Genomic DNA, 14,174 nt, shown 5'->3' on the forward strand with positions numbered 1-14,174 from the left:
TTAGCTTTATTTTATAGATTCAAGAGCCGTTATTGTTCACTTTCCAGTAGTTGCCCCTTGAGCTGGCTCCGATGTTTCCTTAGGAAGCGCTACGCCGTCATCTTCAGCGGCCTCCGAACCGTTCGAATCTTCACCATCTTCTCCAGACTGAATGGACTCATAGATTTCACCATTATCCTGTGTCAGTACTAGCTTGCGCTTCACAATATCACCGTCCGACTGCATTAGTACACTCACCGTTTGACCTGGTTGATAGTTTTTAAGCAGCTCATTGACATCAATGGCCGAAGCTACACGCTTACCGTTAATGCTATACAGCTCATCGCCTTCCTTGATTTTGGCCTGAATGGCATTGGCTGAGGTAATTTTCGTAACTTTCAGAGGGTCCTCGGTAGGTAATCCAACGATAGCTGACCAGCTCTCTTCCAGACTCAGACCAAGACTGGCACGCCGAACCTCTCCGTATTTGAAAAATTGGCCGATGACATATTTCACCGTATCCGACGGAATCGAAAAGCCCATATTTTCAATGCCGACCGCCGAGAATTTCATCGTATTGATCCCAATAACCTCACCCTTGAGATTGACCAGCGGACCGCCGCTGTTACCAGGATTGATCGCGGTATCACTTTGGATCAAACGATAAGCAGCGTTGACACCACGGTTCAGCCCGCTAACAACACCCGAGGTTGCCGAATTGCGAAGTGAAAAGGATATAGGCGTACCAATAGCCACTACCTGCTCTCCTACCTGTAGACTGTTCGTTGAAGCTGCCAAGGTGGCGGGTTTGAGGCCGCTTGCCTTGATTTTGACTAATGCCAAATCACTGATCGGATCGCTGTAGCTGTCGGTGATTCCGTAAGATTTTCCGTCCGAGGTTACGACCACGGCATCACCTAATCCTTCGATAACATGTGCATTCGTCACAATCCATCCATCGGTACGAATGATAACACCCGTGCCGTGAGCCAGGTTGTATCGATCTCCTCCTGCTACGGTCTCTCCCGTGGCTGAACGGCCAATGATACCGACCACAGAAGGAGATACATTTTTAACCACCTGCGGCACACGATCGGCCGATAACGTATATGTACCATTTGCGCTGTTATATGCGCCGCTGGTTCCTAATGCTTTATTCATATCGCTTACGTTAACATAGACCCCACCATTAATAACTTTGGCCTTTAACGCAGTTCCACTGCTGGCTGCACCTGCCGTTCCAGAAACACATAGAGCGCTGCCCAAAGCCAGAACAACTGCCCTTTTCCCCATCTTACGCATATACTCACCATTTCCTCTCTTACATGACCCTGTTCTATCAGTTAGTCCAAATCTACCATAGAGGGGACACGTATACAATCGCTTTAAGCCCTATCTTTTTCTAAAAGGCGCCGTTTGCTACATCCCTGTCCTCTCATGCTATTTCTATTATAAATTTTCCAAATCCTTATATCAAAAAAATAAGCAAAAACGATAAATAATCGTTATACCGTTTAGGTCATTCCTTCGTTTACGGGCATAACCAACTATGATACCATCACATTATATCTTAGTTTTATTGTCGGAAATAAAGAATAAAATCATGAATCCTCTATCCAAAACACTAAAGTATAAATAAGCACCTACAGGAGGTTAAAAGAATGGCCTACGAACCAATCTGGAACGCTCATCCCGATAAGCTTAACAAATTCGAGTTAGTCAAGCTGGAAAAGGACGGTCTCGACGTTATCCGTACCATTATCGAAAACTATGCCAACGAAGGCTATGACTCGATCTCTGCGGACGATATGGACCGTTTCAAATGGGCAGGGGTATATCAGCAAAAGCCCAAGGATGGTCATTTCATGATGCGAGTCCGCATCAACACAGGAATCATGACTTCAGCACAGGCACATGCCTTGGCGGACATATCCGCGTTATACGGACGCGGTCTTGTGGATGTCACCACTCGTCAGGCAATTCAATTTCACTGGTTGACGGTCGAAAGCTTACCCGATATTTTCGAAAGGCTGGAAAAAGTCAATTTGTATTCCTTTGAAGCCTGTGGAGACTGCCCGCGTACCATTGTTGGTAATCCGCTGGCTGGCATCGATCCCAATGAATTGGTCGACACCCAGGAGATTGTAGATGAAGTGAACCGATTTTTCTTATTGAATCGAGACTTCTCCAACCTGCCGCGCAAGTACAAAATGTCTATCTCCGGTAATACGTACAACAATGCACAGGCTGAAATTAACGACCTGTCCTTCACTCCGGCCACCAAGATCCTCGACGGAAAAGAAGTGATCGGCTTCCATGTGATGGTTGGTGGAGGCTTGTCCGCCAAGCCGCATATGGCACAGTCGCTGGATTTGTTTGTTCGTCCTGAGGAAGTACTGAAGGTTGCTATTGCTGTCACCACCATTTTCCGTGATTACGGCTATCGGGAAAAGCGGCACCATGCCCGCTTGAAATTCCTCGTTGCCGATTGGGGCCCAGACAAATTTCTGGCTAAGCTCACCGAGTACATCGGTGAAATGCCCGGACGAGGCGAGGACAAAACGATTGGCTGGCAAGCCGCTTATTTTGACGGTGTGCATCCTCAAGCTCAAAAAGGTCTGAACTATGTCGGTCTGAACGTGCCTGTCGGTCGCCTTAGTGCTGACGAGTTGCACGAACTGGCCGAACTGGCTGACCGCTATGGCGATGGTCAGATTCGTACCACGATGTCGCAAAATATTTTGCTGAGCGGCGTGCCGGATGAGCAAGTGGATGAACTACTGGAAGCCCCCGTACTGCAACGCCTGACACCACAGCCCAAGCATTTTATGAGCCGTACAGTATCGTGCACAGGAAATGAGTTTTGCAATCTGGCGATAGTGGAAACCAAAAAACGGGCGGTTGACGTTGCCGAGTATTTGGATCAGCACGTACAATTGGATGAAAAAGTGCGCATTCATTTTATCGGCTGCCCGAATTCTTGCGGTCAAAAGCATATTGCGGACATTGGTCTGCAAGGCTCGCTTATTAAGACACCGGAGGGCTTGGTCGACGCGTTCGACATCGCTGTCGGCGGAGCGCTTGGAGCAGGCGCCCAGTTTAACAAGGCGCTCAAAGGTCGCGTACGCGGGGATCAGGTTGGACCTGTACTGGCAGAGCTCATTCTGTTCTACAAAGAAAACAGGAGCGCTGGCGAAAGCTTTTACGCATATGTACAGCGTGTAGGTATTCCGACTTTCCAGGAAAAGCTGTCTGCCATTTTACAATCCGGCCACGTTGCATCCTAAATATAGAGTCTATTAACAGCCTGCTTGTATCACATATACAAGTAGGCTGTTTCTTATCGTATACAACCTCGCAATATCGTTTCCCTCAATTCCACAAAAAAAGACACCGGATTACTCCGGTATCAATATTTTCGCAAAATCTAGTACTGTTGGCTTATGAGCACCTGTTGTAGATGTCACCACCACGTAGCCTGAAGGTATCTTGTATATCAATCCCGTATCGTATCGGATGCCGAAGGAATTATCCTCCTTATAATGAGTCCTCGTTTCCCACACCTTCGTACCGTTTCCTTTTAGGCCTGTAATGGTGATTCCATGCATTTTCGTGGTTTTACCCAGTGGATCATATTGATCACTGAACTGGACATACAACTGCTCCTCAGGCAGATACACCCGGTCAGCCGCATAGTCCTCTGTATTACCAAATAATTGCAGACCATTACTTAGCAACTGTGTACGCTTGCTGTTTCCTTTAAGCCCTGTTACAGCAATATGACCGCTCGGCAACTCACGTACTGCAGCAATTTCTTTACCTGATCCTAAGTCCAGATGGATGTCACGAATATCGCGACCATATACATCTGCTTGTACCCCAACGGGACCATCTGAGCTGTTCAAAAGCGCATAATATCCATTGTGACTGCCGACCAGCCAACCCGAGGTCACTCCGGCCGTCGTTCGATTCCATTGTAGATCGCCAGTTTCAGTGTATTTGAGTACAGTGAAGGACTGCTCCGCAAGGTTTAGATAGGAGACCAGGAAACTGCCATCCTCCAGTGTCTCCAAACCAACCTGAGAATCCTGCCCATGAGATATCAAGCCATCTGTGGGTAATGTTTTGGACCACAAGGTGTTTCCATCCTCGTCCAATCGGGAAGCCTGCAACTCTCGTATTCCGTTCGGTTTTGTATAATCAATCAGAAACAGCAAGCCCCTATCCGGCGTCTCCCGCTGGACTCCCCTGCTGCTTGTCCCGGGTTGTACGTTCAGGTCCTGCTGATGTTTCCATACAGCCTCCACAGAACTGTCCAGCTTGCCATATGTGACGTGTACTACACTTGCTTCTGTATCGTCCTCGACGTTCAGCATTAAAAACCCACCATTCGCTGCGGGTTGAATGTAATCATGAGCGTTTTCTAAATCCTTAATACTGCCAATTGCTGCACTTGTTTCGATTTCGGCTTGTTTGGGCGCAAACGCTTCAGACACCTCGGAGGCATAGGACGGTGCAGCACTATAACCCATCAAACATGCCGCCAAAGCAGCTCCTGCTGCCCATGAATATACACGTGTACGTAAAACTCTACTTTGCTTAATCTTCAAGCGTTCCAGCTCCCTTCATGACTTCCTCAATGATGTTGTATGAACCTTAGATGTGATAAAACTACAGACGGTTTCGCTTCAACTTGTAATGGTTGTCACGCGGGCAAGGAACTCCGTATGATGCTAAGTAATCATAAATTATATATTTACCTCTTCAAGCCCGAGCCTAAACATCCAAAACTCCAAAATTTAGAGACTACTCAGAGACTTTCTGTCGATGAATATACGTATAGATTTATTATTCCAGCGCTTGGTAAACTATGTGTCACATGCTTTAACGCAGGAATTTGATAAAAGTTTTCTTTTTTTACAAAAAAAATAAAACCCTGCAAGACGAAGGCATCAATACACTAGTTCGTATTCTGCCTTCCTGCCTGTGCAGGGTTTTTAAATCATACGTTAAATGGTATTTATAGATCGACTGTCTGAAGCGATTGACTACGCTCGGTATCCCGTTCAAGGATCGGCTTTAAGTATCGACCTGTATAGGATTCTTCGACTTTCACGAGTTGCTCCGGTGTCCCGGTAGCCAAGATCGTTCCACCGCCGCTTCCGCCTTCCGGTCCCAAATCAATCAGATAATCGGCTGTTTTAATCACATCCAGATTATGCTCAATAACCAGCACCGTCTCTCCTGAATCAACCAAACGATGCAGCACCGTCAATAATCGGTCAATATCGTGAACATGCAGACCGGTTGTCGGCTCGTCCAAAATATAAATGGTTTTGCCTGTGCTACGACGATACAATTCGGAGGCCAGCTTCACGCGCTGTGCTTCACCGCCAGACAAGGTAGTCGCAGGCTGACCCAGCTTGATATACCCCAATCCTACATCCATCAGCGTCTGGATCTTGCGATGAATCTTCGGAATATTTTCAAAAAACTCCGTTGCATCCTCAACCGTCATCTCCAGCACATCGGCAATACTTTTCCCTTTGTATTTAACCTCCAGGGTCTCCCGATTATAACGCTTGCCTTTGCACACTTCGCATGGAACATACACATCCGGCAGGAAATGCATCTCAATCTTGATGATACCGTCGCCTCTACAAGCTTCACAACGGCCTCCCTTAACGTTAAAGCTAAAGCGGCCTTTCTTGTAGCCTCGTACTTTGGCCTCGTTCGTCTGCGAGAATAAATCACGGATATCATCAAATACACCAGTATACGTTGCAGGATTGGAACGCGGTGTACGGCCAATTGGCGATTGATCGATCTCAACAACCTTTTCGATATGTTCTAGTCCGCGAATTTCTTTATGCTGCCCTGGACGTACTCTCGCCCGGTTTAGATCACGCGCTAACGTTTTGTACAAAATTTCGTTGACCAGTGTCGATTTTCCAGAGCCGGAGACACCAGTAACAGCTGAGAAAACACCCAGCGGAATTTTGACATTCACATTTTTGAGATTGTTCTCCTTGGCTCCGCGAATCTCCAGCCACTTATCAGCAGGCTTGCGCCGCTCGGTATTGACCGGAATGAACTTGCGTCCGCTCAAATACTGCCCGGTTAAGGAATTCGGGTCTTCCATAACTTCCTGCGGAGTCCCCTGCGACATGATCATCCCACCATGGATTCCAGCTCCTGGCCCAATATCAATGATATAGTCCGCCGCCATCATCGTATCTTCGTCATGCTCCACGACAATCAACGTATTACCGAGGTTCCGCATATGCTCCAAAGCACTTATCAGACGGTCATTATCTCGCTGATGCAGACCGATACTAGGCTCGTCCAAAATATAAAGCACACCCATCAGACTGGACCCGATCTGTGTCGCCAGTCTGATGCGCTGTGCTTCACCGCCTGACAACGTGCCTGCCGCACGGCTTAAAGTCAGGTATTCCAGACCAACGTTAACGAGGAATCCCAGACGGCTGTTAATTTCTTTTAAAATGAGATTGGCAATCGACTTCTCCTTCTCACTCAGCTCCAGTGTATGGAAAAAGTTTGAGGCTTCACCGATAGACAAAGCTGTCACAAAAGCTATATTACGCTCTTGAATGGTTACCGACAGACTTTCTTTTTTCAGTCGGTGTCCCTTACAGGTGTTACATGGCTTTGCACTCATAAAGCCTTCAATAAATTCACGTATACCTTCAGAAGCCGTATCACGATAACGACGCTCTAGATTGGGGATAATCCCCTCAAAGGTCACATAGGCTTCCTTACGTTGACCAAAATCATTCTCATAGCGGAAACGGATCTTCTGCTCACCCGTTCCATGTAAAATGAGGTTCATTTGTTCTGTCGTCAATTGACTAACAGGAATGTCCTGCGGAATACCGTAGTGCTCGCATACTGACTGTAAAAATTGAGGATAATAAGTGGAAGTTCCACCACTCCAAGCCTGAAACGCCCCATCCTCCACACTTTTTTCAGGATCGGGAATGAGCAGATCAGGGTCAACTACCATTTTAACTCCTAACCCATCACAATCTGGACAAGCGCCAAACGGACTATTAAAGGAAAACATTCTTGGAGACAGTTCATCTATGCTGAATCCACAAATAGGACATGCAAAGTTGGAGCTGAACCGCAACTCCTCTTGCCCCATAATGTCTACAAGCAACTGCCCACCTGAAAGATTCAGTGCCGTCTCAATAGAGTCAGACAGACGCGCACGCACATCTTCTTTAACTACGATGCGGTCTACGACCACTTCAATCGAGTGCTTCTTGTTCTTTTCCAGCTCAATCTTCTCAGACAATTCACGTAGTTCTCCATTCACACGTACCCGTACAAAGCCCTGCTTGGCTATATCCGTGAACAGTGTTTTATGTTCACCTTTGCGGCCGGATACCAATGGAGCCAGAATCTGCAGTCTTGTCTTTTCAGGATACTGCAAAATGCGGTCTACCATCTGTTCAACGGTCTGTGAAGTAATTTCAATGCCATGTTCAGGACAATGAGGATGACCCACCCGAGCAAACAGTAACCGCAGGTAGTCATAGATTTCGGTAACCGTTCCGACAGTAGAACGTGGATTCCGACTTGTCGTTTTTTGGTCAATGGAAATGGCAGGAGACAGCCCGTCAATCGAATCAACGTCTGGTTTCTCCATTTGCCCGAGGAATTGGCGGGCATACGCAGATAAAGATTCCACATACCGCCGCTGCCCTTCTGCATAGATCGTATCGAAAGCCAGTGACGATTTACCTGAGCCGCTAAGCCCTGTCAGGACGACGAACTTGTCCCGTGGAATTGTCACGTCAATATTTTTGAGATTATGCGCGCGTGCGCCTTTGATGATGATGCTTTCATTCGCCAAATGTTTCATCTCCTTAGCCGTAGTTCACGTCATGCTATATCGCATTGGATTATCCCATGGAAGTGATATATCGCAAAGAGAACGACCACATAGGCCGCCCTCACTATTTTTAAAAGCAAAGCAATCAAACATTTTATTTCATATGTTTTGCTTCTAGCTTATTCTCAATGTTTAATCAGCTCGTAACTCCAGCAAAGCGTCACGCAGCTCGGCTGCCCGCTCGAACTGTAGGTTCTTGGCGGCGTCTTTCATCTCTGCTTCCAGACGCTGAATGAGTGATTGACGCTCCTTCTTGGAAAGTTTACCCGTCTCATTAGGAAGGTAATCATTCTTAGACTCTGCCACCTTGGTTGCTTCAATAACATCACGAATCTTTTTACGGATGGTTTGTGGGGTAATCCCATGTTCTTCATTGTACTGAATTTGGATCGCACGACGACGTTCCGTTTCCTTTATCGCTTTATCCATAGAATCGGTAATCTTATCGCCGTACATAATAACACGACCGTCACTGTTCCGTGCTGCCCGTCCGATCGTCTGAATCAGAGAGCGCTCAGAACGCAGGAAGCCTTCTTTGTCCGCATCCAAAATCGCGACCAGCGATACTTCCGGCAAATCGAGGCCTTCCCGCAACAAGTTGATCCCGATCAATACATCGAAGGTCCCTAGACGAAGATCCCGCAAAATAGCCATCCGCTCCAACGTCTTAATCTCGGAGTGCATATACCGAACCTTGATGCCTACTTCTTTTAAATAGTCAGTCAAATCTTCAGACATCTTCTTCGTAAGTGTGGTCACCAGTACCCGTTCTTCACGTTCTATGCGAAGCCGTATTTCACTAATGAGATCGTCAATCTGCCCCTTGCTCGGACGCACCTCAATAATCGGATCAAGAAGCCCGGTAGGACGAATAATCTGCTGTACCATCGTTTCGCATTTCTCCATCTCATAGGGTCCTGGAGTAGCCGATACATAGATGATCTGACTTACCTTGTCCTCGAACTCTTCAAACTTCAACGGGCGATTATCCAATGCGGATGGTAGACGGAAACCATGTTCCACCAGTACATTCTTACGTGCTTGGTCACCATTATACATGGCACGAATCTGCGGCAACGTAACATGGGACTCGTCAATGACGATCAGCATATCATCCGGGAAATAATCCATCAGCGTATATGGTGTCGCTCCTCGCTCGCGGAATGTCAGTGGACCTGAATAATTCTCGACACCGGAACAAAAACCAACCTCTTTCATCATCTCGATATCATAGCGGGTACGTTGCTCCAAACGTTGCGCCTCTAACAGCTTCCCTTGCTCCTTCAACTCCGCTAATCGCTCTTCAAGCTCACGTTCAATGTTGACCAATGCTACCTTCATCGTATCCTCATGAGTAACGAAGTGAGATGCCGGGAAAATGGCAATATGATCACGTTCACCGATCAATTCACCCGTAAGCACATTAATCTCGGTAATTCGTTCAATTTCATCCCCGAACAGTTCTACACGTATAGCGTGTTCCCCATGGGAAGCCGGGAATATCTCCACAACATCCCCCCGTACACGGAAAGTACCCCGCACGAAGTTGAGATCGTTCCGCTGATATTGAATATCGACCAAGCGGGACAAAATCTGATTGCGGGGTTTCTCCATGCCGACTCTAAGCGAAAGCAGCAGGCTTGAATATTCTTTCGGGGAACCCAAACCATAAATGCAGGAGACACTCGCTACAATAATAACGTCACGACGCTCAAACAGAGAGCTTGTCGCTGAGTGGCGAAGTTTATCAATCTCCTCATTAATGCTGGAATCCTTCTCAATATACGTATCGGAAGACGGAATGTATGCTTCCGGTTGATAGTAATCATAGTAGCTGACAAAATAATCGACTGAGTTATTCGGAAAAAATTCTTTAAACTCACTCGCCAGTTGAGCAGCCAAAGTCTTATTATGTGCAATAACCAGCGTAGGCCGATTCAACTTGGCAATGGTCTGTGCGATGGTAAACGTCTTACCTGTTCCCGTAGCACCCAATAGCGTTTGATGCTTCTTTCCTTCTGCAATTCCCTCTACCAATTCAAAAATGGCCTGAGGCTGATCGCCTTGAGGTTGGAATTCCGACTGAATTTCAAAAGTCTTATCGCTAACAACGATATCACTCATTGCCCTGCATCACCCTTATCGTCTAAAATGGAAACATCATGATTTTACACCAGTCGAGCTTTAACGTCTTTACCTGTAACTCTATGTCGATATTTCCCGAGCAATGATACTTGGGAAATATGGTTAGATAAGAATGTTTGTTCCCGTATTATACCTCTTTCTTACCATGGATGCAAACGATAAGTCTTGAATAGGAGTGAATTAAATTTTGGATATCACCATCGTATTGGGCATCATCGCCGGAATCATAGCATTAATCGGTGGCTTCTTATGGGAAGGCGGCGAATTTACAGGGCTGCTTCAAGGTACATCGGCTCTCATTGTATTTGGGGGAACTTTCGCCGCAGTTGTGATCAGCTACCCAGCTTCCAAGCTGAAGACGATCCCCACCGCCCTACGGATGGCATTTAGCCGTGAGGACAATCCTACGAAGCAATATATAGAAGATTTGGTTTCCATGGCTGCCACCTCACGCCGATCCGGTGTGCTTGCGCTAGAGCGTACTTCATCAGAGCATCCGAATGCATTTTTGCGTGAAGGTCTTCAGTTGGTCATCGACGGCACCGAGCAGGAGCAGATCAAACAGATTTTAGAGCTTGAGTTAGATGCCATTGAACACAAACATGAAGGATACGCCAAAATATTCGAATCCGCAGGCGGTTATGCCCCTACGATGGGGATTATCGGTACTGTCATGGGCCTGATCCATGTACTGGGCAGTCTGACCGAGCCTACTGCGCTTGGTCCGTCCATTGCTGTTGCTTTTATCGCAACACTATATGGCGTTGCTAGCGCCAATCTGATCTTCCTGCCCATCGCATCCAAAATAAGAGCTGCCAGTGAGAGTGAAATTATCACTATGGATTTGCTGCTGCAAGGTATTTTGGCTATCCAAAACGGAGAGAATCCAAAGCTTGTACGCAAAAAGTTGGAGTTCTTTATCCGCTCAGAGCAAAATATAGATCGTAAACCGCCTCGTCGCTCACGCACAGAGGACGCTTCTCCAAAGGAGGACTTCCATGAGAGCGCGCGGTAAGCGCCGTGGGGGTCAAGGAGGCGGCGGAGACCATCGTGACCGCTGGATGATTACCTATGCCGATCTGATCACCCTGCTGCTCATATTTTTCGTTGTGATGTATGCCATGAGTAGTCTGGATGCTAAAAAATACGATGTCGTTGTTCAATCCCTCCAGGATACGTTCCACAAGGGAGATTCTATTTTGGAGCAAGGCTCGGGCATTACAGGTACTGCCGATCGTTACACCAGCAAGAATCCACCCACGACCAAGCAACCGGCAGCCGATAAAAAGGAAGCTGGATCGACAAAGCTCACCGAACGTGAACAAGCATTCCGCACGCAGGAAAAAGAGCTGCAAAATCTAATGGGTGTCATTCAAGAATATATTACGGACAACAAACTGGAAAACCAGATTTTCGTGTCAGATCAGCCGCGTGGTATTGTCATTACACTGAATGACCGCTTTTTATTCGATCAAGGTAGAGCTGCACTCAAGCAAGGCTCTGCCAACACGCTATCTAAGTTGGCCAGTCTATTTCGAGATTTGAAAACACCGATTAGCATTGAGGGCCATACGGACAACATTCCGTTCACGCGCTCCTCGAACTCATCGACGTATAAGGACAACTGGGAGCTTTCCGGCGCACGGGCACTATCTGTACTCCGATTCTTTCTCGACAGAGAGCAACTGTCACCCTCAGGATTTCAGTATGCGGGTTACGCAGATACCCGGCCGGTTGGTGACAATAGCACCGAAGCTGGACGACAAAAAAACCGTCGTGTCGAAATCACTGTGCTGCGCCAGCTTCAACAGTAAAACCCAAAAACCTCCTGAGTCACGCAATAACGTGAATCGGGAGGTTTTTTTGATACATATCTTCATGTTACATGGCTTCCCCTCTGATGTAGACGCAGAACAATAAACTGTACGAACAACGTGGATAAGAGCGGCGTACGAGATGCAATAGAGATTATTTTGTTTATTCTATATCCCACTATGTATTAGAAGCCCTGGTGAAGTTAGGTTTATCTTGTCATGATACTTGAAAATCAATAAGATAGGACAAGCTCGTGTTGCTTCTCTTGCATTTGTGAACTTTGGGGTATGCTCTGTTGTCTACGATAGCTATATTTCCAGTCACTATATTTATTAAGGAGTCGATCCAACTCCATGGACTTGATTAACACCCGCCGATCCTTCAATCCCACCTCATTCGCCAAATCATTTAGTTCCTTCCGCTTTTCTTCGATGCATTCCTCCAATTGTTTCCATTTCACATCAATAAACCTCCTGTTCGGTGTGGTATTTACATTAGTTTACAAGCTGATACCTTCCCTACAGGTTAAAAATATAATAAAACCCAGTTCATTCCTTTAACGGGATGAATCAAAAAACCAGCCTCAGTAAGGCTGGTTTTTTGATAACTATTAACCTCCTGCACCATGTCCAAAAACAACAATGTTATGAGAGAATGCTAAAAAGCTAAAAAAACCCATAATCAGCATGTATTTAAGGTTTTTTACTCGCATTGATTAAAACCTCCTCCATGATACCTTCATATTCTGATTTTTGGTCTTTTGTTGCTTTGTTTCTAAACCTTTCAAATAATGCTGTACAAATCATAAACTTTTCTTTACTGCTGATTTCCAGACATTTCTTCAAGCTTTTTAAAACATAATAGATGCCTTTTTCATGGGAAAGGTTATTAAACATATATATGGCCAATTGGTAACACAAATCAGCATAAGTGTCATAACTAAATGACTGTTTATAGTAGCTGGCTTTCATAGATAATTCATTATTAAATGAGGCCAATTCATGAGAAAACTGTTGGAGAATATGTTCAATTAAAAAACCGTGCTTGTTAGCCGACTCTACTATCGTTAATAAACCCAACAAAATCTCGGGTGGGTTATTTTTCAGAAATTGAATATACATTGGTAAACTACTTGTATCGCCCATAAGAATTTTCAAGCTAAGTTGATTAGCATTTGCCCAAAGGGTGAACTTTTCTACTTCTTTTTGTCCAATTCTCCCTAAATCTTCAAACCAACTCAAATCAGCATAGCCAGAAATATACTTCATGGCCTCCTCATATCTTTCTTGTTTTTCCAATGCAATTCCCTTCATCAAATAACCTTGACCATAGTAGACAACTAAATGTCTTTCAGTTTTCAATGTAAAACTCTTTTTATTAGTTTCTCTACTTTTACATACAATAGTTGTAAGCGCTCTTAATTCATCCGCATAACGCTCCGCTTCTTTCCATTGATGCAAATTGTGATAAAGATTTAACAGTTTAAGCAAACCATCTAAATGATATTCTAAGGGTACCCGATTTCTAAAGGGTACAAATCTTAGTGCGGCCTCCAAATTTCTTTCCATACTTTCACTAACAGAGATTGAAAAAATTCTATAATGACTAATTGCCAACCTCTCTGAATGTTGGTATTTCTCATTTTCAATGACACATTCATAGAAAGGAATTGCCTCTTTTAACTTCCCTTCTTCATAAAGCTCCTCTGCCAAAGCAAAGATTGTTGGAATGTGGTTAAGATCTTCCATTAAGCGTGAGAGCACTTTTTCAACACAGCGCAGGTTTCCCACTTCAACACAACGAATCAGGAACGGCTTGACCCTTTTCCAATGTGGTCTTCCATCATAAAAACATTCATCCACATACAGGTCATACAACCAGCCTTCTGGATAATTAAACGCTTTGGTAATCAGGTCCATTTGTCTTACCGAGATAGGTTTAGGCGGATTGCCGTTAAGCATAGCACTAAATATGCCCCGGTTAAGCCCCGTAGCTTGTCCAAAACTATTAAAAGTGTAGCCACCTAGTTTTAATTCTTTCTCAATTTCCGAACGGATCGTGGTTGCATTTTCCAATAAAAACACCCCCGGCGTATTCAGAGGATTTTAAAAAAATCACCCTCCTCGACAATCAATTACAATATACTAGAAATTATATGAATAAATTGGATGACGGTCAACCCCTTTTCTACACTGTTTTATTATATTATGGAATTTGATGTTTATTAAAATAGTTCTTACAAGAACTAAATATCGAATAATTAAGGTAATTTAATTACCTCCATGCTTAATCTAGCTTTGTCTACACTCTTACT

General features: G+C 45.2%; 9 protein-coding genes. 3 read left to right on the plus strand and 6 right to left on the minus strand.

The window, feature by feature from the left end:
- Nucleotides 1–36: 36 nt before the first annotated feature.
- Nucleotides 37–1,281 carry a S1C family serine protease gene (locus ACWGXJ_RS22365; protein WP_452567616.1) on the minus strand — a complete coding sequence of 415 codons (1,245 nt, stop codon included), beginning with the start codon at nucleotides 1,279–1,281 and terminating at the stop codon, nucleotides 37–39.
- 359 nt (nucleotides 1,282–1,640) lie between these two features.
- Between ACWGXJ_RS22365 and ACWGXJ_RS22370 the strand changes: the two genes are divergently transcribed.
- Entirely contained in the window at nucleotides 1,641–3,266 is a 1,626-nt protein-coding gene (locus tag ACWGXJ_RS22370) for a nitrite/sulfite reductase (protein WP_322172734.1), read from the plus strand.
- 111 nt (nucleotides 3,267–3,377) lie between these two features.
- Here ACWGXJ_RS22370 and ACWGXJ_RS22375 read toward each other — a convergent pair whose 3' ends face one another.
- The 3 genes from ACWGXJ_RS22375 to uvrB form a co-directional block, all read right to left on the minus strand.
- Complete coding sequence (locus ACWGXJ_RS22375) at nucleotides 3,378–4,589, minus strand: hypothetical protein (protein ID WP_322172736.1); 1,212 nt, start codon at nucleotides 4,587–4,589, stop codon at nucleotides 3,378–3,380.
- 410 nt (nucleotides 4,590–4,999) lie between these two features.
- Nucleotides 5,000–7,861, minus strand: coding sequence for an excinuclease ABC subunit UvrA (gene uvrA, locus ACWGXJ_RS22380; protein WP_430151737.1), 2,862 nt, complete (start codon nucleotides 7,859–7,861; stop codon nucleotides 5,000–5,002).
- Between the two features lie 171 nt (nucleotides 7,862–8,032).
- A complete protein-coding gene (gene uvrB / locus ACWGXJ_RS22385) occupies nucleotides 8,033–10,024 on the minus strand; it encodes an excinuclease ABC subunit UvrB (protein WP_452567617.1) in 1,992 nt (663 codons plus the stop codon).
- Nucleotides 10,025–10,232: 208 nt separating this feature from the next.
- Between uvrB and ACWGXJ_RS22390 the strand changes: the two genes are divergently transcribed.
- Together ACWGXJ_RS22390 and ACWGXJ_RS22395 are read left to right on the plus strand one after the other, a co-directional pair.
- On the plus strand, nucleotides 10,233–11,060 hold the full coding sequence (locus ACWGXJ_RS22390) for a flagellar motor protein (RefSeq protein ID WP_013312221.1): 828 nt from the start codon (nucleotides 10,233–10,235) through the stop codon (nucleotides 11,058–11,060).
- Entirely contained in the window at nucleotides 11,044–11,859 is an 816-nt protein-coding gene (locus tag ACWGXJ_RS22395; protein ID WP_013312222.1) for a flagellar motor protein MotB, read from the plus strand. Before ACWGXJ_RS22390 ends, ACWGXJ_RS22395 begins: the two co-directional genes overlap by 17 nt.
- A gap of 233 nt (nucleotides 11,860–12,092) precedes the next feature.
- Here ACWGXJ_RS22395 and ACWGXJ_RS22400 read toward each other — a convergent pair whose 3' ends face one another.
- Nucleotides 12,093–12,320 (minus strand): Spo0E family sporulation regulatory protein-aspartic acid phosphatase, encoded by a 228-nt coding sequence (locus ACWGXJ_RS22400; protein ID WP_235306458.1) that lies wholly within the window; start codon nucleotides 12,318–12,320, stop codon nucleotides 12,093–12,095.
- A gap of 232 nt (nucleotides 12,321–12,552) precedes the next feature.
- Complete coding sequence (locus ACWGXJ_RS22405) at nucleotides 12,553–13,935, minus strand: DNA-binding protein (protein ID WP_452567618.1); 1,383 nt, start codon at nucleotides 13,933–13,935, stop codon at nucleotides 12,553–12,555.
- Between the last annotated feature and the right edge of the window lie 239 nt (nucleotides 13,936–14,174).

The sequence above is a fragment of the Paenibacillus sp. S33 genome, from assembly GCF_053615415.1.